The sequence below is a fragment of the Nocardia thailandica NBRC 100428 genome, from assembly GCF_000308795.1.
Classification (GTDB): Bacteria; Actinomycetota; Actinomycetes; order Mycobacteriales; family Mycobacteriaceae; genus Nocardia; species Nocardia thailandica.
Map to the genome: position 1 here is coordinate 76,598 of NZ_BAGK01000167.1, position 17,875 is coordinate 94,472.

Genomic DNA, 17,875 nt, shown 5'->3' on the forward strand with positions numbered 1-17,875 from the left:
CTTCACATATTTCACGATCCGATTGTCACTCGCCCTGTCAACCCGAACCGGGTTATTGGAATCCGAGCCGTGCCGAGAACTTCTGGAACCAGTCGTATTCGTTGCCGTAGCCAGCTTCTTCGACGGCATTCAGGGCGGCCACGATGTCGCTGACGGCTGCGTCCATGCTCCCGTTCGCCTCGGCGCTGCGTATCCGCTTGGCTGCCGCGGCCAGCGCACGCCGGCGGGGTTCGTCGAGCCAGTCGAGGAGGGCGGGCAGCGGGATGCCTTCGTCTGCGGCGAACGAGCGCCGGTACGGCCCGCATTCGACGGTGAGGACGTTGTCGATGCTGGCGCAGGTGTCGCAGTGGCCGCCGTGTTCGACGTGCTCGTGGACGTAGACCGGGTCGCTGGCGTTGAAGCGGGCGCGGATGGCGTCGGCGAGTGGCCCGGATACGAGGGACCGCCGATAGCCGTCCTCGTCGTCACCGGTGGACTCGGCAACGGTGAGCAGGTGGTATTCCGTCACGTGTCGCTCTCCTCGGCGAGGGCTTCGGCGACACCCCACCGGCCGACGCGCAGGTGTGGCGCGATCTGCTTCGCGAGGGCGAGGGCTTCGTCGAACGGGAACCGGTGCGCGGCAAGCCATTCGTCGTGGCGCTCGCTGGGTATGGATTCCGGGGATCGGCTGCCGTCGGCGGCGTAGCAGCGCCCCAGGTGGGTGACCGCCCATAGGCCGTGCCCGCGGTATTCGACGTTGATCGTGAACGCGGCGCGCTCGAGGTGGTCGCGGGGCACGCACGACACCTCGAATCGGCCGACGTCGAGGTCTGGCTCGGGCAGGGTGCGGTGGGGTTCCGCGAGCCGGAAGACGTGCCGGAACCGGTGGCCGGTGCGCGCGTGCCCACAGGAGGCACAGAACTCGATCGGGGTGCTGTTCGCTGTGGGCCGCTGTTCAGGATCGTTGAACGTCGACGACGGCTGAACGAGCGCTCGGACTTCCGCTCGAAGGCGCAGCATCTCCTCGGGCGTCACGCGGCCAGCTCGTTCGGTTCGAGGGAGAAGAACAGGACCACGTGGTCCTCCGGCGCGCCGACCTGCTCGGCTATCCAGCGGATCACGTCCTCAACAGCGTTCTGTCGAGATTGGCCGACCCGGAGTTTCACGGTGCCCCGCCGCTCGCTGAACTGGACGCCCAGCGGGGTCGGCCAGGTCAGGGTGATCATGAAGTAGTAGTCCCGCATCAGTGCCCCGTCTTCTTCGGCTTCTTCTTGTGCTTGGGCTTGTCGTGGTCGGGTTCCCACTCGTAGCCGGGCAGCCCGGCCTCGCAGTAGGAGTCGTCGACGAGGACGTCACCGCGGTCGAGTTCGCACCAGCGCGTCGGCCGGTTGCAGGCGGTGGCTCCTGTGCCGGCGAGCACGGCGAGGGCGAGAACGGTCGCGGCGGTGCGGGTTCGGCTCTGGAACATCAGGGATGCTCTCCCGGGTCTGGTTGGGTCACGGCGCCGGCGAAACAGTCGACCGCGATGCTTGCGCCTTGAGCGGTGTCATGGGTGAAGACCAGGCACCTGCGCCCGGTGCCCTGATCGGTGTAGCGCTGGACGCGAACTCCATTGGGGCTGCCGGTGTCGGAGTTCGCGACGGCAACACCCACGCCGGCCGAGGCGATCACCGCGAGTACCGCGGCGGCGGTGCGGGTTCGGGTGGTCATTTGACCTCGCTGGTGGTGAAGAAGACGACCAGCCGGTCGTCCTCGTGGGTGACGTGCGCCCAGTCGTCCAAGGTGGGGATGCTGCCGTGGTGGGCGGCGTATCCGCTGCGGGCGAACGCGATGGCTTCGAGGAAGTCCCCGACCGGGACCTTGCCGCTGTCGTCAAGCGGGACGACCCATTCGTGGTGGGTTTCGACGCGGGTACGGGACGTGACGATGCTCATGCGAGCTGCTCCTTGTCGCGAATGTAGGTAGCGGTGTCGAAGGCCAGCGAGACGGCGCGCCGCCAAGGCCTGAGATAGCCGACCTCGTAACCGGTGTGGCCGCACAGCACGCACACCGCCCAGCCCTGCACGCGGCCGTTCAATCCGCGCACTGCGCCGACGTGCACGCGCGGGGATCGCTGGCCCGCGGCGCTATACCGGTTGAGGAACCGGTCGAGCGCCGCACCGTCCGTCATTCGCCGGCCGCTATCTGCTGTCCGGTCCAGGGCAGGTGCAGGCCGTCGCTGGCACGGCGGGGCACCACGTGCACGTGGAGGTGGAAGACGGTCTGGGTGGCTTCGGCGCCGATGCTGGTGATGATGTTCGCCGAGGGCGTGCGGGCGGCGATCTCGGCCGCGTACTTCATCACGACGCCGGTGAGAGTGGGCCAGGTGGTGGCGTCGTCGACGTGCTTGCGTGGGATGACCAGCAGGTGTCCGGGTGTGACCGGGTTGAGGGGAACGATCGCGATGGCCTCGCGCCACTGGTCGACGATGGTCGCGGGCGCGCCGTCATCCAGGATCGCGCAGAACGGGCAACGGTTCGTCATGGCTGGTCCTCGTTGACGTTGGCCGGGGTCGTGACAGTGCGGCTCTCCCAGTTGCAGTCGACGGAGGTGGAGCCGGAGTTGGCGTTGTCGCGGACGATGACGCACAGCACGCTGCCGCCGTCGGGGGTGGGGATGCGGCGTACTTCGTGGTCGACGGCCGAGGTGTCGTTGGCGCAGCCGGCGAGGGTGACCGCAGCGGCGAGGGCGAGGCCGGCGAGCAGGGCGGCGCGGCGCGGGCTGGTCATGCTGCCGCCTGGGTGAGCCATGCGTCGATCTGGTCGCGGATGGTGCGCGCCTGGTCGACGGCGAGGTGGGCGGCGATGTCGCGCCCGTCCTTGTCCTCGATGCGCAGCCACACGTGCGGGGCGCTGGCGGCAGAGGATTCGTAGACCGACACCTCGTCCCCGTAGGCGGTTTCAACCGGCGCCCAGTGGAAGAACCCGCGCACGCTGTACTTCCCGGGCAGGTCCGCGACCGGTGCGTACAGGCGGGCGAAGACGTCTTCGCGCAGGACGGTGGTGGTGCCGTTCGGTGTGCGGAGGATCCAGTTGTTGGGCTGGACTTCGCCGCCGCCGGGGCCGCCGATGATGAACCAGCGGATGTCGGTGTCGTCCTCGTTCGGCGCGCCGATGTTCGCGTCGGGGCAGAACGCGAGCAGGTCGGCTTTTGTCGAGGTGCCGAGGCGGAAATGGATGGCTTCGACGGTGGCCGGCCGCGTCTGGTACTTCGGGTAATCAGCCATTGGTTTCCTCTCGGCGTTGGCGGGCGCGCGCGATGGCTTCCCGGAATTCGGGTGACGGGCCGGTGTTCTCGGCGCGCATGCGGGCGATCGTGCCGGGCGGGACGATCGTGCGGTCGACGCCGACGCCGTAGACGGCGCGCGCGGCCTTCTTCAGCTCGTCGATGAGAGCCTGGTCGCGCTGCTGCTTGGCGTGGATCGCCGCGTAGTTCTGCTGGGTCTCGGCGCGCAACGCCTCGAGCTGCTTGGTGCGTGCAATGGCGAGGTCGATCATGTTGACCAGGCCGCCGTCGCCGTCGACGACCTTCCGCAGGTGCGGCGGGAGCGTGTCGTACTGCTCGTCACCGCCCTCGTACGTGCGCAGGGTCGCCTCGCGGATCCGCTCGAGCTCGGTGACGGTCAGGTCAGGGCTGTCGGTCATCGGTACTGGTACCTCTCTCCGGTGATGCGTTCCCAGGTCGCGATGGTCACGTCTCCTTCGGCTCGGCAGGTCGGGCACTGGCCGGCCGCGGTGGTGGGGCCCTTGATCGAGGCCCAGCCGGTTCCGGTTCCTTGGCAGGTCGGGCAGACGAGCCGCAGGGAGCCGGTCATTCGGGGGCGTCCGTCCAGGCGGTGACGTAGCGCTGCATGAGGCGGTCGTCGGTTTCGTCGGTCACCGCGTAGGCGGCCAGGCGCTCGACACCCGTGGGCAGCAGGTCACCGAGCGCGTCGACCATTCGCGCGGCCCATCGGCGGTAGATTTGTTGGAACGCAGGTCGCTCCGACTCCCACGCTCGACCGTCCAGCTTCGCCTCGGCGCGGTGGTGCTCGGCCCATGCCTCGCGCGCGATCCGTTCGATCGCTTCGGCGCGGATCTGTTCGGCGGTCACGCGGATTCCTCAAGGACCGGTGCGATGTTGCCGGTGACCTTGTCGTAGACCCGCATCGCCCAGCGCGCGTCACCGAGCGCCGTGTGCCGCTCCTCCTCGGTGGGCGGTTCGACGCCAATCAGCCGGGAGAGGTCGTCAGACTTCCACGGCGGGTTGATCGCAGCGATCGAGTCGAAGCGCCGCGCTCGGTCCTCCAACGACTCTTCGCCGTCGGGCATGTCGAACGCTCCCCGAGCACGAAGGCCGGCGAGGTAGCCGACGGTGAGGTTCTCGATGTCGATGAGGTGGTAGTGCCAGGCGGGGGTGAGTCCGTTGTCGCGCAGCAGCGGAGCGAGAGTCTCGGTGTCGAAGTTCGGGACAGCGCCGACGACGTGCGCGCCGTGGGTCCAGCGGGCGACGATCTCGGCTGCGGTCCACGGCTCGACCATGCCGCGTTTGCCTGACTCTGGTCGGGTCAGCGGGTTCAGCGGTGCGAGGGTTTCGCGGGTTGAAAGCCATTGGCCGACGGGGTGGCGGTCGTAGAACCGGCCAACGCGCAACCCGAACGGATCCGCGGTGGCGAGGTCGATGTCGACGAAGAACGACAGCTCACGCTCGCCGGCGTCGTCGCGGCGGATCATGGCGATTTCCCAGGCTTTCCGACCAGGGTGTACGCCGTCGGTTTCGGTGTCGAGGAACACGAGAGGGGTCATGCGGTGGGCTCCTGCGCGGTGAGGGCGGTGATGATGCGTTCGGCGTGCTGGGTGGTTTCGCTGTGGGTAGCGATGCCACCGTTCGGTGTTTCGACGAGCGACACCTTGCAGGCGCGTTGGCCGTTGACCTGGAGGCCGTTGAGGATCTGCACGTAGCGTTCGGTGAGTTCCCACATGAGGGCTTCGGCGTCGATCCAGTCGGCGACCAGCTCGACGAGCCGGGCGTGGCTGATGGCGTCGGGGTTGTCGCGCAGGGTTTGGGCGCCGGCGGCGAGGCGGGATTGGAGGTCGGCGGTGATCATCGGCTCGCCGGCGATGTTTTCCGGTTCGGGCTGGTCGGTCATGCGGCCGGTTCTCCTTCGAGCGTGTGCATGGTGGGGACGATCAGGTGGAGGTCGCACCGCCACACGCCGTCGGTGTCGATGTCGGGGCGGTGCCCGTACGGTCGGCACCCGTCGGAGGTGACGCGAACCCACGCGCGCGTCGCGTCGAACCGCACCTCTTCGTCGCCCCGCCAGTACCCCGGCCTGCCCCTGAATACCGTTGAGATCAGGTCGATGTAGGTGAAGAGGCTGGGGTTGTCGGGCGTGTCGATCCACACGCGTTGCCCAGCCTGGATGCTGTCGGCGAGGCGGACGAGGTCGGATTGTCCGAGTAGGTCGAGGAGTAGCGTGAACGCGGGCTCGTTCACGTCGGGTTTCCTTCGACGGCTTTCCGGAGTTCGCGCGCGCACTCGCGGGCGATGGCGGCGAACAGGTCGTTGCGCAGGTCGCTCTCGCCGTCCCACTGCCGCAGCAGGGCCTGTACGCGGTCGAGTGCATCGAGCAGGTGGGGCAGGTTTGTCATCGCCCAGGCGATCGCGTGCGCGTCGGCCTTATCGTTCAGGCTCGTGCCGGCGGTAGCGAACCGTTCAAGCAGGCCGTCCGCGGTGGTGCCGACGGCCCAGTAGTCGGTGAGCACGATCCCGCTCGGCGGCGTGGCTGACCACTCGCCGAGGGTGGCTTCGGCGAGCAGGGAGCGGCCTTCCGCGAGCAGGTGAGTAACCGGCGGCGGGGTCACCGGCCGGGTCCATTCACTGATGCGCACATCTTGATTCCACTACTCATGTCAAACCCGCAGCCGCCACAGCGATCAGCACCACGACAAGGCCGCCGACGACCGTGCCGACGACCGATCCCACGAACCCAGCCCACGCGAACCGGCGCGCTTCCTCGGTCGGCGCGGTGTACGCGCACAGCGCGAGCGCCAGCAGCCAACCGGCGCTGAACACCAACGCCGCGATCATGCCGCGACCCTCTCAGTGCAGCCACAGGCCCCCCAGTCGTCCGGATCGAACATCGCTGGCTGCTGCTCAATCCGCTCACGAAACGCGCCCAGCGTCAGAGGCTTCACCGCACCGCCGGCGCGATCGCGGAGAATGGCAACGTCTCGCCCGAGCATCGCGCGCGTCCGTTCCTCCTCCGCTTCCCACTCGAGGTAGCGCGGCCGGTTCACGGTCAGCAGCAACGCCCACTGCGCCTGGCCGCCACGAACGCAGGCCCCGCCGCAGTTCGCGTGCGCGAACCCCTGCCGGTAGAGCCGCGGCGGCTCGATCCCGCGTGCACGAAACAGGGCCAGGAGGTCCGGCTTGGAGACGTAGGGCGGATCGAGCAGCGGCGACCGGATCGCCCACGGCTTCCAGGGCTCCACCGCGGCGGCATGCCGTTCGGGTTCGGTCCAGTCGAAGCCGAGGTAGATGACCGCTTCCTCAGGGGCGTAGTGGTGTTCGAGATGGTTGCGCAGCAGCTCTCGTTTGAGCACGCGGGAGCAGACCGCCATGCGGTTGTTGGGCACCACCCGCTCGTCGCGGCCGACCTCCATCGGAGTGCGACCGTCCGCGATGATGTCCCACGTGCAGCCGAGCCGCTCGGCGACCTCGTGTCCGAAGCGCCAGTTGTCCGCGTCTTCGACCTTGGTGTCGGCAGTGAGGAGTACGACGTTGCTGGCGCCGTGTTCCTCGACAACCCGCCACGCGACCTCGGCCGATCCTGCGCCGGTGGAGAACTGGACGATGTGGGTGGTCATGCTGCGACCTGCTCACCGTGCAGGACCGCGCGCAGGCGACGTCCGAGCCACTCCCCCACCGCCGGCGAGACCGCGTTGCCGTAGCCGTCGACCTGGTTGCGCGCCGACCCCCACACCTTGAACGTGCCCGGCTGATCACCGAAGTCGGGATCGAACCCGCAGCCGCGGCCGACCTCGTAGGCGCGCAGCATCCGGAAATAGCAGTCCTCGAGCTGGATCTCGGCCAGGAGGTCACGCCATTCACCGACCACGAGTCCGGTGGTGTCGCGCGAGGTGAGGGTGCCGAACGGTTCGGTGACCGGGTGGGGCGCGGTCGCGTCGGCCCCGCTGCCGTTCTGCTTGAACCAGCCCGCGGCCGTGAGCAGGCCGGGGATCTGCTCCGAGGTGACTGTCGGCATCGCCTCGGCATGGATCGTCGGCCGGGTGTTCTTGCGGAACGGGATGATTCCGGTGACCACGCCGAGGGTTTCGGAACCGGGCTGGGTCGGCAGCGCCGCGTCGACGCCGCGGGGCGCGCCCTGGTAGTTGGTGACCGAGGCGAACAGCAGCGCCCGGTCCTCGGTCGCGGTGACCGTGTCCATCGGGCGCGTGAAGTGCTGGCCGTCCCCGTTGTGGCGGTGCGCGAACATGACCGTGCCTGTAGCGACGGTGGCCGGCGGCGCGATGGGGCCGGTGGACAGGAGCGCGGTCTCCTGCTGGCTGGTCTGGGTGGCCATCGGCTGGCCGAGGTGCTTCTCGACACCGTGTACCGACTTCGCGGGCATGAGGACGGCGGGGAACTCGGCGAACCGGGCGCGGCAGCGTTCCGCGCGCGCCATGGTCGCCGGCGCGAGGGGTTTGGTGCGGTCGCCGATGCGGGTGCCGAGGTCGGACAGGTCGAGCGCGTTCAGTGACGGCGACATCGGCGGGACGACTTCACGACGGCACCGCGGGCACCGGTAGTTGTACTGGGAGCCGTAGCGGACGGCGCCGGTCAGCGGGATACCGGTCTTCCACGACCACACGGCTTCCACGGCCTGGTCGCAGGCGTGGCACCACGACAGCGGGCAGTGGTCCAGGTCCGGGGTGGGCAGATGCTTCTGCCAGAACACCACGTAGAGGCGGTCGCGGGACTGCGGGACACCGAAGAACATGCTGTTCAACCGCAGCTCGCGGTACTCGTAGCCGATGGTGTCGAACTGCTTCAGCCACCACCGGTAGGTCGTCCCGTCGCCGATCTTCTTGCGGCCGGGGATCGCGGGCCCCCAGGAGACGAGTTCGGTCGTGCATTCGACGATGATCACCCGCGGCCGATGCCGGTCGGCGTAGTGGAGCACGCAGTTCGCGGTCGCCCGGTCCCGCTCCGAACGGGTCACGCGCTCATCGAATTCGGGGTCGTCGAGGTCGAACAGGTTCGCGCCCTGCTCGTAGGCCTTCTTCGTGTTCGCCTGGCTGTGGTTGACGCAGGAGACGCCGGCGACGAGGAGGTCGCCCGCGGGCAGGTCCCGCGCCGAGTGGTAGTCGGCGGACTCGGGGTCGACGAGGTTCGCGATCCAGTGCTCGGCGTGCGGGTGGTTCGCCTCGTGGATCTGGACTTTGTAGTCGTTGTGGTTCGCGGCCATGATCGTGGTGAACCCTGCTGCTTCGATGCCCTGGGTGAGGCCGCCGAAGCCGCTGAAGAGGTCGACGGCGATGAGGTCGTCGTGGCGGAACCGTCGCTGTCGGGTGGCCGGCCGGTGGGTTGCGGTGCGGGCGCGGGTTTTGGTGGTGCTCACAGCGGCGGCCTTTCTGCCGTGTTTTGGGGCGTTTCGGACACGGTTCCCTGTCGAACGTGTGTTCGTGCGGGAGCGTGGATGCTGGGCGGGTGGATGGCGGCGTTGCGGACGGGCGCGGGGCGTCGTCGGCACCTGGAGGGGACTGCAGGTAACTGCGTCCCATGTACGGAGTTCCGTTTTGAGACCGTCTGGTTTGTCATGCTGCGGCCCGTTTCCGCACCAGCCGAGCCACGCACGGGCACCGCGCTTCGAGCCCGGATGCCGCGGTGCAGGCCTGTCCGGCGTCGGCGTGGCAGTTGGGGCAGGGGTCGGCGAGGGCGGCGTTGATCTGGTAGGCGGCGAGGACGGCGCGACGCTTCGGTGGGGGCTGGGGTGCGTTGCGGGCCTGGATTCCGACGACGATGTCGGCGATTTCGCGGGCGGTGGGCATGAACGCGTTGGTGCGCTGGTGGATGTGGATGGCTTCGGAGACGATGTCGAGGGGCAGCCCGCCGAGGATGTCGGTCCAGTGGCGGAGGGCGGTGTCGGTGACGCCGATCCCGATTTCTTCGAGGATCGCCTCGATGTCAACCCGGTTCATGCGGCGTCGCCTTCCTCGGTCGCGTCGCCGGTGAAGGCACGGAACGCGGGCTTGGGGCCCTGGCCTTCGCGCAGGAGCTTCCACAAGGGTTCGAGGTGCCGCGGGGGCTGTTCGAGCTGTTCGCGGGTGCGGGTGAGGCGGGCGCGGAGTTCGGTGGCCTGTTCGGGGGTGAGGGTGATCTCGGGGGTGCGGCCGTGGGCGACGGCGCGGGAGTAGCGGTGGGCGGTATTGGGGTGAAATCCCATGTCCTGGAGGGCGTAGTTGGCTTCGTCCATGAGGCGGCGCCGGTCGTCGGGGAGGCCGCGCAGGGATTCGAAGTAGGCGGTTTTGGCGTGGGCGATGATGGAGGCGGGGATGGGCCGGTAGCCGGGGGCTTCGTTCTGGTAGGCGTGGTCGACGCCGGCGAGGAGTTCGTCGTGGCTGAGCCGGGAGTCGTCGAAGGCTTTGGCCCAGGCGACGATCGCGGTCTGGCTGGGGGTGGGGAACCAGAGGTCGTAGCCGGAGCAGCGCTGGAGGGCTTCGCGGGCGGTGTCGATGGGGCTGGGTGTGGCGGTCATGCGATCTCTTCCACGTAGTCGGCGTCGAGGATGGTGAGCAGGGGCCGGTCTCCCCCGCGCCCGGTGGGCAGGGCGGTCTGGTTGGTGCCGGGGATGAGCCCGAGGCTGCGTTTGGCGGCTTCGGCGGCTTCTTCCCAGCCGAGGACTTTGCGGTCGTTGTAGGCGAGGGGTGTGCCGCTGTTCGCGGTTGCGGCGGGTGCGCGGCGGGCTTTGACGGCGTCGTCGACGAGGTGCCGGAAGAGGCCGAGGCGGGCGTCGGGGCGCGCCATCCATGTTTCGAGTCCGGTGGCGATGTCGTCGGGGTCGACGCCGGCGTGCAGCAGCGCGGAGGCCTGGATGGCGAGCGCGGTGCGGGTGGGCTGGGAGAGGCCCTGGGTGGCGTGGCGGACGAGCTTCCAGCCGTCGGGCGGCACCGCGGGGCCGGTGGCCTCGGTGGTGGGTTCGCGCCGCGGCGGTTCGTCGTGCGCGTCCGCGTTGCTTACGTAAGCAGCGCTAGGTACGTAAGTAGAGTTCTCTTCTTCTATCTCTATCTCTGCTACGTTTTCGCTAAGCGGATCGCTAGCAGCTGCTAGCCCGCTGCTAGGCCGTTTCGGGGTGTTCCGCTTGGCGTTGGCCGCCTTCCGCAAACCGCCCTTCTGCCCGGCTGACCTGGCCTTTTCTTTGGCTGCGTCGACCTCGGCGCGCGTCTGGTTATGCTGCGCGTAGTCGTGGAAGATGACGCAATTCTGTTCTGCGTCTTCGGAACAGACGCCGGTAGCGAGAACCGCTTTTCTGTTCCGATCTGTTCCCATCTTCCGCCACGCGGGGAGCGCGACGCGGCCGTCGGTGAGGTACTCGCGGCAGTGCATGATGGCCTTGACGATGAGCCACTTCTGGGCGTCGTTGAGCGACGCGAACTTCGGGTGGCGGTCCATGTCGACGGCCAGCGTGATGAAGATCCGGTTGTCCTTCGGCACTGCGTGGGTCCGTCCTTTCTGCTCGTGCGGGGTCAGGCGCTGCGGAGGCGGCCTCGCCGGTCGGCGAGGTTGCGGCGGTCGCTGGCCCGGTCGCAGGTCTTGCAGCGGCGGTGGCCGCGGCTGTCCCGGCGGGTGTTGGCGGGCGTGTACCGGTGACCGTTGAGGCAGACAGGCCGGTCGGCCAGGCGGATGCCGGTGGCGGCCCAGTCCGGCTGCACGCGCGGGTCGTCGATATCGAGGCCCTCCCACGCCAGCGGCGCGGCGAGACCGTGTTTGCGGGCCGTTGCGGCGGCACGCTGGCTCGGCCCTGGCGTGCCGGACAGCTCTTCGTAGAGGGCTCGGACGGCGGCCCAGCGGCCGTAGGTGACCCGCTGGGCGTTGCAGATCTGGCTGATCGTGCTGCTGTCGATCTCGAGGCGCTCGGCGATGTCCCACCGGGTCCAGCCGAGCGCCTGCAGTGCCTGGATGCGTCGGGTGGCGCCGATGGCGAGGACGCGGTGCTGGCGCGGGTGCGGGAGGTGTGTGACGGCCAGGATCCGGGCGGCCAGGGTCACGGTGATCTGCGCGTGGAGAGGCAGGTTCTGGATGACCTGGCGTGAGCACTCGGCGACGTAGCCGATCATCTGCGGGGTGACGCCGATGGCGTGCAGCTCCATGACATGTTCGACGACCGGCACGACGTCGGTGTAGAGCTCGATGCCGTTGGCTTTGCGCCACCGGTACCGCTTGGTGTCGAGGGTCCGCGGTGCGAGATCGCTCATGCTGCGGCCTCCTCGGCGAGCTTGCGCTTGCGGCGGCGCAGCAGGTGGTCGCCGGCCTTGCGGTCGATCTGCAAGGCTTCCGCGACCTGTGTCCCGGTCCAGCCGTGTGCGACGGCGTGATCGAGGAACGCTTCGCGCTCGGCGGCGGGGATGGTGCCGGCGGGCGCGGTGTGCTGGCCGGTGATGAGGCGCGCCAGCAGCACCTCGTCGACCCCGGCCTCGGTGTCCGGGCTGTCCATGGCCGGGACCGCGTCCGGGTGGTCGATGTCGATGTCTTCCCAGGCCATGGGAGACGCGAATCCCTGGTTGATCGCCTTCTTCTGCCCAATCGTCGAGGGGCCGGGGCGGCCGGAGAGCCGTTCGTAGGCGCGGTGGATCGCTTCCCAGGTGCGACCTTGGATGACGGTGACCCGCATGACGCGTCCGATGGTTGCGACGTAGTGAAGTCCGGATGCCTCGGCGATATCGCTGTAGCGCCAGCCGATAGCCAGCAGGGCACGGATGCGTCGCTGGGCACCGAGTGAGGGCACGTACCGGTCCGCCTGAGCGGGGCAGGGCACGTGCGACACCTGCAGGAGCCTCTGCGCGTGCTGGGCTCGGGCTGTCGGGTAAACGCGCAGGCGATAGTTCGCGACGGTCTTCTGGGTGAGGCCTGCCGCGGCGGCGATCGAGCTGTCGTTGAATCCGAGCGACACCAGCCAGCACACGTGGTCCTGGGCGGGTGTGGCGTCGACGATCGTGGAGGGTGCGTTGCGGGCTCGGCGCAACCTCCAGAGCTTCTGGGCCTTGTACGTGCCGAGTACGGGCACCGTGGAGGCGGTCGGGGTCATGCTGCTTCGCTTTCAGGCACGGCCTGGATGGGCCATTCGGTGCGGACGCTGGAGAAGTCGCGGTCGTTGCGGCGCAGGTAGTCCCGGAACCGGTGGGCTTCCTCCCGGTACCAGTGGGTCTGGCGCTCCATCAGCTGGTCCGGCGTGTAGTCGGCGAGATAGGGGAAAACGCGCGGGAGTTTCCAGGCGAGGCGTGCCGCGGCGAGGGCGTCGGCTTCAGCGTCGTGCGCGTCCTCGAGGCGCATCCCGTAATGCATCATCACCGCGGACAACTTCCGGGAGCCCTTGCGGAATCGGTCGACCTGTTTGTCGAGGACGAACGGGTCGACGACGAGGCCGGCGACGGCGAATCCGGGTGAGTGCGCGGCGATCAGGGACAGGTCGAAGGACCCGTTGTAGATCGCCAGCGCGCGCCCTTCGGCCCACACCGCCTGCAGTTCGGTGACGACGTCGGTGACGACGTCGGCGTGGGGGCGGCCGTGCTTCTGGACGTACTCGTCGTCGTAGCCGTGGATCTCGGTGGCCGCGGCCGGGATCGGGACGCCGGGGTCGGCGACCCAATGCCGGCGGGCGACGTCGCCGCCGTCGATCCGGAGGACGCACGCGGTGACGATCCGCGCGGTGTGCGGGTCCGGGCTAGTTGTCTCGAGGTCAAAGCTGGCCAGGGGCAGGGTCGTCCAGCTAGTCACGGTCGCCCCGTTCAGTGGCTGCGGCGATGGATTCGCCGGGCAGGACGTAGATGGCGTGCAGGCCGGGGTTCGCGTTGGCGTAGCGCAACGCCTTCAGCTCCTGGTCGCCGAAGTTGACGACCTCGTAGCAGTCGCCGCCCTGCCCCGGCCGAGATCCCTCGACCGGGTAGACGAGCCACGAACCGTCGACGACGTCGGAGGCCACCGTGAGGTTGTCGCGCCGCATCACTGCTCCGGCGGGATGTCGGAGTAGTCGGCCGGGGCGTCGGGGACGTGCCCGTCGGACGGCGCGGCCTGCTCAGCGCTGACGGTGTTGGCGCGGTCTTTCCACAGCTGCACGAGTCGGTTCCGGTGCTGGCCGAGGTTGAACGTCTTGAGTAGGGCGACGATCGTGTCGAGCGCTTCGTGGGTTTCGGCCCGCTCGATGTCTGCGGCGATCTCCTCGGCCTGCTCGGCGGTAATCAGGGGTGGCCCAGCGGGGAGCGGCTCGACCACGTACGGCTTGCGCTGCCCGCGGGTGACGGTCAGTGCGAGGGTCAGCTTCCTGGGGATATCGGACATGTGGGAGATGCGGATGCCACCGACCTTCTCGGGACCGAAACGGATCTCGGGGTCGCGGTAGATCTTCAGGCGGCGGCCCGTGTATGCCTTGGCGTCCGCGCCCCAGGCGTTGATGAGGACCCGGATCATCGATTTGCCCGGTCGGTACGGCCGACCGGGGCCGAACTCGGCGGTGACGATCTCGACCGGCTGTTCGGCGTTGCCGCGGCGAGTTTCGACGATGGTGACCACGCGCGGTCCCGACATCAGGTCGTCGGCGTTGATCTGGTCGGACTTGGGGGCGGCGGCGTCGGAGATGTCCATGTCAGAAGCTCATTTCGGTGAGTTCGCGTTCGGTGGTCGGCAGGCCTTCGACCGCGGCGCGATAGCGGCGGATCATGTCGGCGGCGGTGTCCTCGAAGGCCTTGCCTGCGGCGAGGATCGCGTTGAACCAGCGGCGGTCCGGGTAGACCCGTGTGACCCACATCGGCATGCCGCCGGCGTAGCTGACGTAGTCGAGCCAGGACCGGCCGGAGACGAGCAGTCCTGCCTGGCACTGGGCCATGTTGTCGGCGGGGACGCGTCCGGCGAGGATGTGTTCGACGTGGATCTTTGGGCGTCGGGACTTGATTTCGATCAGGCCGTCGGCCCCGACGAGTCCGTCCGGTGAGTAGCCGAGGTGGAAGCCGGGGTATTCGCGGACCATGAAGCCGGTCTCGGTGACCGCGGCGTAGTGCTCGCTGTACTTGTCGCGGGCGCGGGGTTCGTCTTCGATGCCGCGGAACATGTCGTCGCTCATGAACACCGGGTCGGTCCAGCCGGTGATGCGTTCGGCTACGAGCAGTGCCGTGAGGCTGCGCGAGGTGTCGTTGTTGGCGACCTCGAGGACGGTGTGTGCGGCGTGACGGCGTGCCATGTCGGCGCGTTCGGCGTGGAGCGACTTGATGGTGGTGTCGGCGTGGACCTTGCTGCGGCAGGACTCGCTGGGGGGCGCGTCGCAGGCGGGGCAGGTGTAGTCGATCGCGGACAGTTTCCGGGCGCTGATGAGGCTGCCGATCGTGGAGGCGGTGAGCATTCCGCAGCGCTGGGCCAGCCACTCGTCCGAGCCCTGGATGAGGTTCGGATAGAGGACGAGGCGGGATTGCGGCCATTCCTGGCTGCCACGCTCAGCGCGGGGGAGTTCTTGGTGCAGAGCGGGATTCACCACAGGGGGCTCCAATGGGCCAGCCAGGGTGCGGCGCCGAGGAAGATGCCGAGGGCGATGCACCAGGCGTATGCGGTCGAAGAGTTCTCGGCTCGTCGGAGCCGGGATGTAGGGTGCGGGGCGGTCATGCTGCGGAGTCCTTTCGTCGCGCGGTGTGACCAGCCAGTCCCCCAGGGCCATGGGGGGCTGGCACCTAACAACTTGGTGCAGTTCATTGCACTGCATTACAGTACGTTGGACAGAACTCTTTCGCAAGGCGTTGTGCGTTGCGCACCAGTTGCGCACCCTGTTGCGCGGGGTGTTGCGCGCGACGAAGGACACGTCTCTTACACGGGAACCGCCCTGAACTGGGCAGATGACGGGTATCGTGGGAGGAAAGTCACGGCTCGTTACAGTTGACTGTCTTCTGTTGCGCTCTATTACGCGATAACATGCGCAACGGAAGGAACCACCCACTTGCGAGAGGCACGCTGATGATCGAAGTCGTGGCCCCGCCACCTACCTCCAGCCGATGGTGGCCATACGTGTCGTCGAACATGGAGGCCAGCGGGGTGAAGGACGTCGTCAGGCTGTCCGAGCTCACGGGCATTCCGAAGTCCACGATCTACAACTGGGGACGGCAATTCGAGAGCGGCACCGGGAGTTTCCGGACCGATGTCGATCACGTGCGGCGCATCGCCTACGCACTGAACCGTCCGGTGCTCGAGGCGTTTGTGAACGCCGGACTGCTGTCCCGGGACGACCTGGACGAGGACGTGCCGCAGGTGGCGCCCCCAGTCGAGGACCTGACCAACGATGCCCTCATCGCCGAGATCGCCCGGCGACTGAAGAAGGCTGGGAAGGATGCGGCCGCCGCGGAGCCGAGCGAGGCGGAAGCCGAGGCACCGGCGCGCGGTAAGCCGGGCCGGCGGCGGGCCACGCCGGTCGGGCAGGTGGTTCGCCGGCCGAAGCCGCGGGCTTGATGCGCCCATGACTTGACGTTCAACGAGAACGGCCCCCGCCGATGGCGGGGGCCGTTTCAGTCTCTGTGCTCAGTCAGGCTGCGGCGCGCTGGGCGCGGCGGGTGATCTCGATGGCGCGGACGCGTTCGGCGAAGGGGTCGCCGTCGTCGACGGGGACGCTGATTTCGGTGTGCCAGGTGCCGTCGGGGGTCTGGATCCAGGCGTCCTGGGCGCTGGGTCGGTGGACGAAGGCTTCGACGCCGAGCTGGCAGAGGACTTCGAGTTCGTCGTCGGTGACGCCTCCGGGTCCGTCGTGGTCGCGCGGCCACACCCCGACGCCGCCGTCCGATTCGACGGTGAGGTGCCCGATCTCCTTCCACATCTGCCCGTCGTCGGAGAACCAGTAGGCGGCGACGCGGTCGGGCGGGTGGGTGGTGACTCCGAGGTCGGCGACTCCGTCGGAGAGGTCGGGGTGGAGGGGGATGGGATGGAAGGGGCTGATCTTGGGGCCTGGATCGGGGCTGAGCGTCATTGGTCGTCCTGATGTCGTCGTGATGTCGGGTGAGGCCCGTGGTGCTGCGTGCCGCCCCGGCGGGATGCCGGTCGGTAACCGAGTGGCGTGTTGGTGGGGTTGACGCGGGTTACGCTTCGGTAGCGTTATTGGAGTCCGATTGTCACCTGCGTCCGTCCCTCCGCTGTCACATCTGGGCGGTTGACCTGCGGCTTCCCCCGACGGAAGTGGCGCAGCTCAGACCCGGATTTTGCCGGATACCTAGCCTCTAAAACGAGGTTGCCCGAACTGTACTACTAAGATTCTGAGTACCACAACAGACCCCTCGGCCCGTTACCAATCCGTTGCCAAGTGCAAGTTTCATGGCGTGTCATGTGGGTATCGGTGCCCCATATATGTCTCATTTGAGGCTACGGTGAGGCGGTGACGGAGGCTCCACGAACGCTCGACCAAGCGCTAGGCAGGGTGATAGCCCGGCGCCGTGAATTGCAGAAGATGCCGGACGGGAAGCATATGACGCAGGCGAACCTGGCCGAGTTGCTCGATACGTCGACTCCGCGCGTGCGGAATTTCGAACAGGGTCGGCAAGCGGTGCCGATCACGTTCCTGTGGCAGCTCGCGGGCTTGTTTCATTGTCGCGTCACCGACCTCATCGATGAAGCCGAGACGTTGCTCCAAGCAGCGGGGATCACGCCAACGGCGCCGAAGCCGAACGCGGCGATGCGCAACATCGGGCGTTCGCTGGGCTGGTGAATGGGACCGTCTAAACCGCTTACCGTATGCGGTTTCGGACCCCCGCCGACCACGCACGATATACAGTCCGATTTGTGTCGGTTGTAGGTTGGTTCGTGGTTGCTGTCGGTGTCGCGCGGCTGTCGATCTGGAGGGCGAGCCCGCGATCGCATCGATTCACCCTGGCATTGCTGCTTACCGGAATCGGGTTCCTGCTGCCCGCAATCGGATTCGACTTCGGCCAGAACGGCGATGGAGAGTCTTTCTGGGCGAAGTTGGTCTACACCCTCGTCGCGGTGATGGCGTGCGAGCTGTACGGGTGGGTGCTGCTCGACGGCGCGGCGGCCGAGATCACCGAGGGCGACTACGACGGCCACAAACGCTGGTTCAGGCCCGCGGTGTGGGCGTGGCGGTCGCTGATCGCGATGACCGCGGTGGCGCTGATGATCCCCAACGCTCCCCTGCTGGGCACGCTCGCGCTGGCGGTGGTGATCACCGTCGTCGCGGGGCTCGGTGTCGCCGCGCTGGTGCGGGTGCTGCGCGGTGCGCGGGCGTCGACGAAGTTCGCGGCCGCGGCCCTGCCGGGGGCGGTCGGGGTGATCCTGCTGGGTTTCGTGGTGGTGGCCGTGTGGGGCTCGCGCAGCGACCCGGATTGGCTGGCGCATCACGAGGCGCTGGTGCAGACGATAGTGACCGCGCCCGCGGCTATCGCGCTGGCTATCGCTGGGCTACTGGGGTTGTGGGTGGCGCTGCGGGACCGTATCGCGGCGCGGCGAGAGGCGTCGCAGAGGTCGTGATCGGGGCCGCTGGGCGGGCCGTGAGGGTGCCCGCTCAGGTCGTCTACAAGCCGTCCGAGGACCACCGACAACACCCGACAACACCGAACAACACCAACAAAGCCCAGGTCACACGGGGTTCTCGTGGAATCCCTGTGACCTGGGCCTTTGCGGTCTA

Annotated in this window: 33 protein-coding genes; 3 read left to right on the top strand and 30 right to left on the bottom strand. The window is 68.2% G+C overall.

Annotated elements, in window-relative coordinates; genetic code table 11:
* Positions 1-52: 52 nt before the first annotated feature.
* The 29 genes from ON36_RS17920 to ON36_RS18055 form a co-directional block, all read right to left on the bottom strand.
* On the bottom strand, positions 53-508 hold the full coding sequence (locus tag ON36_RS17920) for a hypothetical protein (protein ID WP_043654563.1): 456 nt from the start codon (positions 506-508) through the stop codon (positions 53-55).
* Complete coding sequence (locus tag ON36_RS17925; RefSeq protein WP_043654566.1) at positions 505-1,014, bottom strand: hypothetical protein; 510 nt, start codon at positions 1,012-1,014, stop codon at positions 505-507. The genes ON36_RS17920 and ON36_RS17925 overlap by 4 nt, the downstream gene beginning before the upstream one ends.
* On the bottom strand, positions 1,011-1,223 hold the full coding sequence (locus tag ON36_RS17930) for a tautomerase family protein (RefSeq protein WP_043654568.1): 213 nt from the start codon (positions 1,221-1,223) through the stop codon (positions 1,011-1,013). The genes ON36_RS17925 and ON36_RS17930 overlap by 4 nt, the downstream gene beginning before the upstream one ends.
* On the bottom strand, positions 1,223-1,447 hold the full coding sequence (locus ON36_RS17935; protein ID WP_043654572.1) for a hypothetical protein: 225 nt from the start codon (positions 1,445-1,447) through the stop codon (positions 1,223-1,225). Before ON36_RS17935 ends, ON36_RS17930 begins: the two co-directional genes overlap by 1 nt.
* Positions 1,447-1,689, bottom strand: a complete 243-nt coding sequence (locus ON36_RS17940) for a hypothetical protein (protein WP_043654575.1) — start codon at positions 1,687-1,689, stop codon at positions 1,447-1,449. Before ON36_RS17940 ends, ON36_RS17935 begins: the two co-directional genes overlap by 1 nt.
* On the bottom strand, positions 1,686-1,913 hold the full coding sequence (locus ON36_RS17945) for a hypothetical protein (RefSeq protein WP_043654577.1): 228 nt from the start codon (positions 1,911-1,913) through the stop codon (positions 1,686-1,688). Before ON36_RS17945 ends, ON36_RS17940 begins: the two co-directional genes overlap by 4 nt.
* Positions 1,910-2,149 carry a hypothetical protein gene (locus tag ON36_RS17950; protein ID WP_043654579.1) on the bottom strand — a complete coding sequence of 80 codons (240 nt, stop codon included), beginning with the start codon at positions 2,147-2,149 and terminating at the stop codon, positions 1,910-1,912. Before ON36_RS17950 ends, ON36_RS17945 begins: the two co-directional genes overlap by 4 nt.
* Positions 2,146-2,502: an HIT family protein gene (locus ON36_RS17955; protein ID WP_083885203.1), complete on the bottom strand. Its 357-nt coding sequence runs from the start codon at positions 2,500-2,502 to the stop codon at positions 2,146-2,148. Before ON36_RS17955 ends, ON36_RS17950 begins: the two co-directional genes overlap by 4 nt.
* Positions 2,499-2,747 carry a hypothetical protein gene (locus ON36_RS17960; RefSeq protein ID WP_043654581.1) on the bottom strand — a complete coding sequence of 83 codons (249 nt, stop codon included), beginning with the start codon at positions 2,745-2,747 and terminating at the stop codon, positions 2,499-2,501. Before ON36_RS17960 ends, ON36_RS17955 begins: the two co-directional genes overlap by 4 nt.
* Positions 2,744-3,244 (bottom strand): hypothetical protein, encoded by a 501-nt coding sequence (locus tag ON36_RS17965; protein WP_043654583.1) that lies wholly within the window; start codon positions 3,242-3,244, stop codon positions 2,744-2,746. The genes ON36_RS17960 and ON36_RS17965 overlap by 4 nt, the downstream gene beginning before the upstream one ends.
* Positions 3,237-3,662: an acyl-CoA synthetase family protein gene (locus tag ON36_RS17970; protein ID WP_043654585.1), complete on the bottom strand. Its 426-nt coding sequence runs from the start codon at positions 3,660-3,662 to the stop codon at positions 3,237-3,239. The genes ON36_RS17965 and ON36_RS17970 overlap by 8 nt, the downstream gene beginning before the upstream one ends.
* On the bottom strand, positions 3,659-3,832 hold the full coding sequence (locus ON36_RS35500; protein ID WP_169334711.1) for a hypothetical protein: 174 nt from the start codon (positions 3,830-3,832) through the stop codon (positions 3,659-3,661). The genes ON36_RS17970 and ON36_RS35500 overlap by 4 nt, the downstream gene beginning before the upstream one ends.
* A complete protein-coding gene (locus tag ON36_RS17975) occupies positions 3,829-4,110 on the bottom strand; it encodes a hypothetical protein (RefSeq protein WP_043654588.1) in 282 nt (93 codons plus the stop codon). Before ON36_RS17975 ends, ON36_RS35500 begins: the two co-directional genes overlap by 4 nt.
* Positions 4,107-4,802, bottom strand: a complete 696-nt coding sequence (locus tag ON36_RS17980; protein WP_083885204.1) for a hypothetical protein — start codon at positions 4,800-4,802, stop codon at positions 4,107-4,109. Before ON36_RS17980 ends, ON36_RS17975 begins: the two co-directional genes overlap by 4 nt.
* The gene (locus ON36_RS17985; RefSeq protein ID WP_043654591.1) at positions 4,799-5,146 is read right to left on the bottom strand and encodes a hypothetical protein; all 348 of its coding nucleotides are present in this window, start codon (positions 5,144-5,146) and stop codon (positions 4,799-4,801) included. Before ON36_RS17985 ends, ON36_RS17980 begins: the two co-directional genes overlap by 4 nt.
* Positions 5,143-5,493 carry a hypothetical protein gene (locus tag ON36_RS17990; RefSeq protein ID WP_043654594.1) on the bottom strand — a complete coding sequence of 117 codons (351 nt, stop codon included), beginning with the start codon at positions 5,491-5,493 and terminating at the stop codon, positions 5,143-5,145. The genes ON36_RS17985 and ON36_RS17990 overlap by 4 nt, the downstream gene beginning before the upstream one ends.
* Positions 5,490-5,888 carry a hypothetical protein gene (locus ON36_RS17995; RefSeq protein WP_043654597.1) on the bottom strand — a complete coding sequence of 133 codons (399 nt, stop codon included), beginning with the start codon at positions 5,886-5,888 and terminating at the stop codon, positions 5,490-5,492. The genes ON36_RS17990 and ON36_RS17995 overlap by 4 nt, the downstream gene beginning before the upstream one ends.
* A 16-nt stretch (positions 5,889-5,904) precedes the next feature.
* A complete protein-coding gene (locus ON36_RS18000; protein ID WP_043654600.1) occupies positions 5,905-6,087 on the bottom strand; it encodes a hypothetical protein in 183 nt (60 codons plus the stop codon).
* Positions 6,084-6,866, bottom strand: a complete 783-nt coding sequence (locus ON36_RS18005; RefSeq protein WP_043654603.1) for a hypothetical protein — start codon at positions 6,864-6,866, stop codon at positions 6,084-6,086. Before ON36_RS18005 ends, ON36_RS18000 begins: the two co-directional genes overlap by 4 nt.
* A complete protein-coding gene (locus ON36_RS18010; protein WP_043654606.1) occupies positions 6,863-8,620 on the bottom strand; it encodes a DNA cytosine methyltransferase in 1,758 nt (585 codons plus the stop codon). Before ON36_RS18010 ends, ON36_RS18005 begins: the two co-directional genes overlap by 4 nt.
* A 196-nt stretch (positions 8,621-8,816) precedes the next feature.
* Positions 8,817-9,200: a hypothetical protein gene (locus ON36_RS18015; RefSeq protein WP_043654609.1), complete on the bottom strand. Its 384-nt coding sequence runs from the start codon at positions 9,198-9,200 to the stop codon at positions 8,817-8,819.
* The gene (locus tag ON36_RS18020; protein WP_174377582.1) at positions 9,197-9,757 is read right to left on the bottom strand and encodes a hypothetical protein; all 561 of its coding nucleotides are present in this window, start codon (positions 9,755-9,757) and stop codon (positions 9,197-9,199) included. Before ON36_RS18020 ends, ON36_RS18015 begins: the two co-directional genes overlap by 4 nt.
* Positions 9,754-10,713, bottom strand: a complete 960-nt coding sequence (locus tag ON36_RS34875) for a hypothetical protein (protein ID WP_157224926.1) — start codon at positions 10,711-10,713, stop codon at positions 9,754-9,756. Before ON36_RS34875 ends, ON36_RS18020 begins: the two co-directional genes overlap by 4 nt.
* A gap of 32 nt (positions 10,714-10,745) precedes the next feature.
* A complete protein-coding gene (locus tag ON36_RS18030) occupies positions 10,746-11,474 on the bottom strand; it encodes a hypothetical protein (RefSeq protein ID WP_043654614.1) in 729 nt (242 codons plus the stop codon).
* A complete protein-coding gene (locus ON36_RS18035) occupies positions 11,471-12,304 on the bottom strand; it encodes a hypothetical protein (protein WP_043654617.1) in 834 nt (277 codons plus the stop codon). Before ON36_RS18035 ends, ON36_RS18030 begins: the two co-directional genes overlap by 4 nt.
* Positions 12,301-12,993, bottom strand: a complete 693-nt coding sequence (locus ON36_RS18040) for an exonuclease domain-containing protein (protein ID WP_043654619.1) — start codon at positions 12,991-12,993, stop codon at positions 12,301-12,303. Before ON36_RS18040 ends, ON36_RS18035 begins: the two co-directional genes overlap by 4 nt.
* Entirely contained in the window at positions 12,986-13,219 is a 234-nt protein-coding gene (locus ON36_RS18045; protein ID WP_043654621.1) for a hypothetical protein, read from the bottom strand. The genes ON36_RS18040 and ON36_RS18045 overlap by 8 nt, the downstream gene beginning before the upstream one ends.
* Entirely contained in the window at positions 13,219-13,857 is a 639-nt protein-coding gene (locus ON36_RS32835; protein WP_052314099.1) for a hypothetical protein, read from the bottom strand. Before ON36_RS32835 ends, ON36_RS18045 begins: the two co-directional genes overlap by 1 nt.
* 1 nt (position 13,858) lies before the next feature.
* Positions 13,859-14,740, bottom strand: coding sequence for a YqaJ viral recombinase family protein (locus tag ON36_RS18055; RefSeq protein ID WP_245558120.1), 882 nt, complete (start codon positions 14,738-14,740; stop codon positions 13,859-13,861).
* A 521-nt stretch (positions 14,741-15,261) separates the two neighbouring features.
* Between ON36_RS18055 and ON36_RS18060 the strand changes: the two genes are divergently transcribed.
* The gene (locus ON36_RS18060; protein WP_157224927.1) at positions 15,262-15,699 is read left to right on the top strand and encodes a helix-turn-helix domain-containing protein; all 438 of its coding nucleotides are present in this window, start codon (positions 15,262-15,264) and stop codon (positions 15,697-15,699) included.
* Between the two features lie 73 nt (positions 15,700-15,772).
* On the opposite strand, the gene ON36_RS18065 is transcribed toward ON36_RS18060, so the two are convergent.
* Complete coding sequence (locus ON36_RS18065; protein WP_043654626.1) at positions 15,773-16,210, bottom strand: hypothetical protein; 438 nt, start codon at positions 16,208-16,210, stop codon at positions 15,773-15,775.
* Between the two features lie 402 nt (positions 16,211-16,612).
* On the opposite strand from ON36_RS18065, the gene ON36_RS18070 reads away from it, so the two are divergent.
* Positions 16,613-16,942 (top strand): helix-turn-helix domain-containing protein, encoded by a 330-nt coding sequence (locus ON36_RS18070; protein WP_157224928.1) that lies wholly within the window; start codon positions 16,613-16,615, stop codon positions 16,940-16,942.
* Positions 16,943-17,037: 95 nt separating this feature from the next.
* Positions 17,038-17,718 carry a hypothetical protein gene (locus tag ON36_RS18075; protein WP_157224929.1) on the top strand — a complete coding sequence of 227 codons (681 nt, stop codon included), beginning with the start codon at positions 17,038-17,040 and terminating at the stop codon, positions 17,716-17,718.
* The last annotated feature ends 157 nt before the right edge of the window (positions 17,719-17,875 follow it).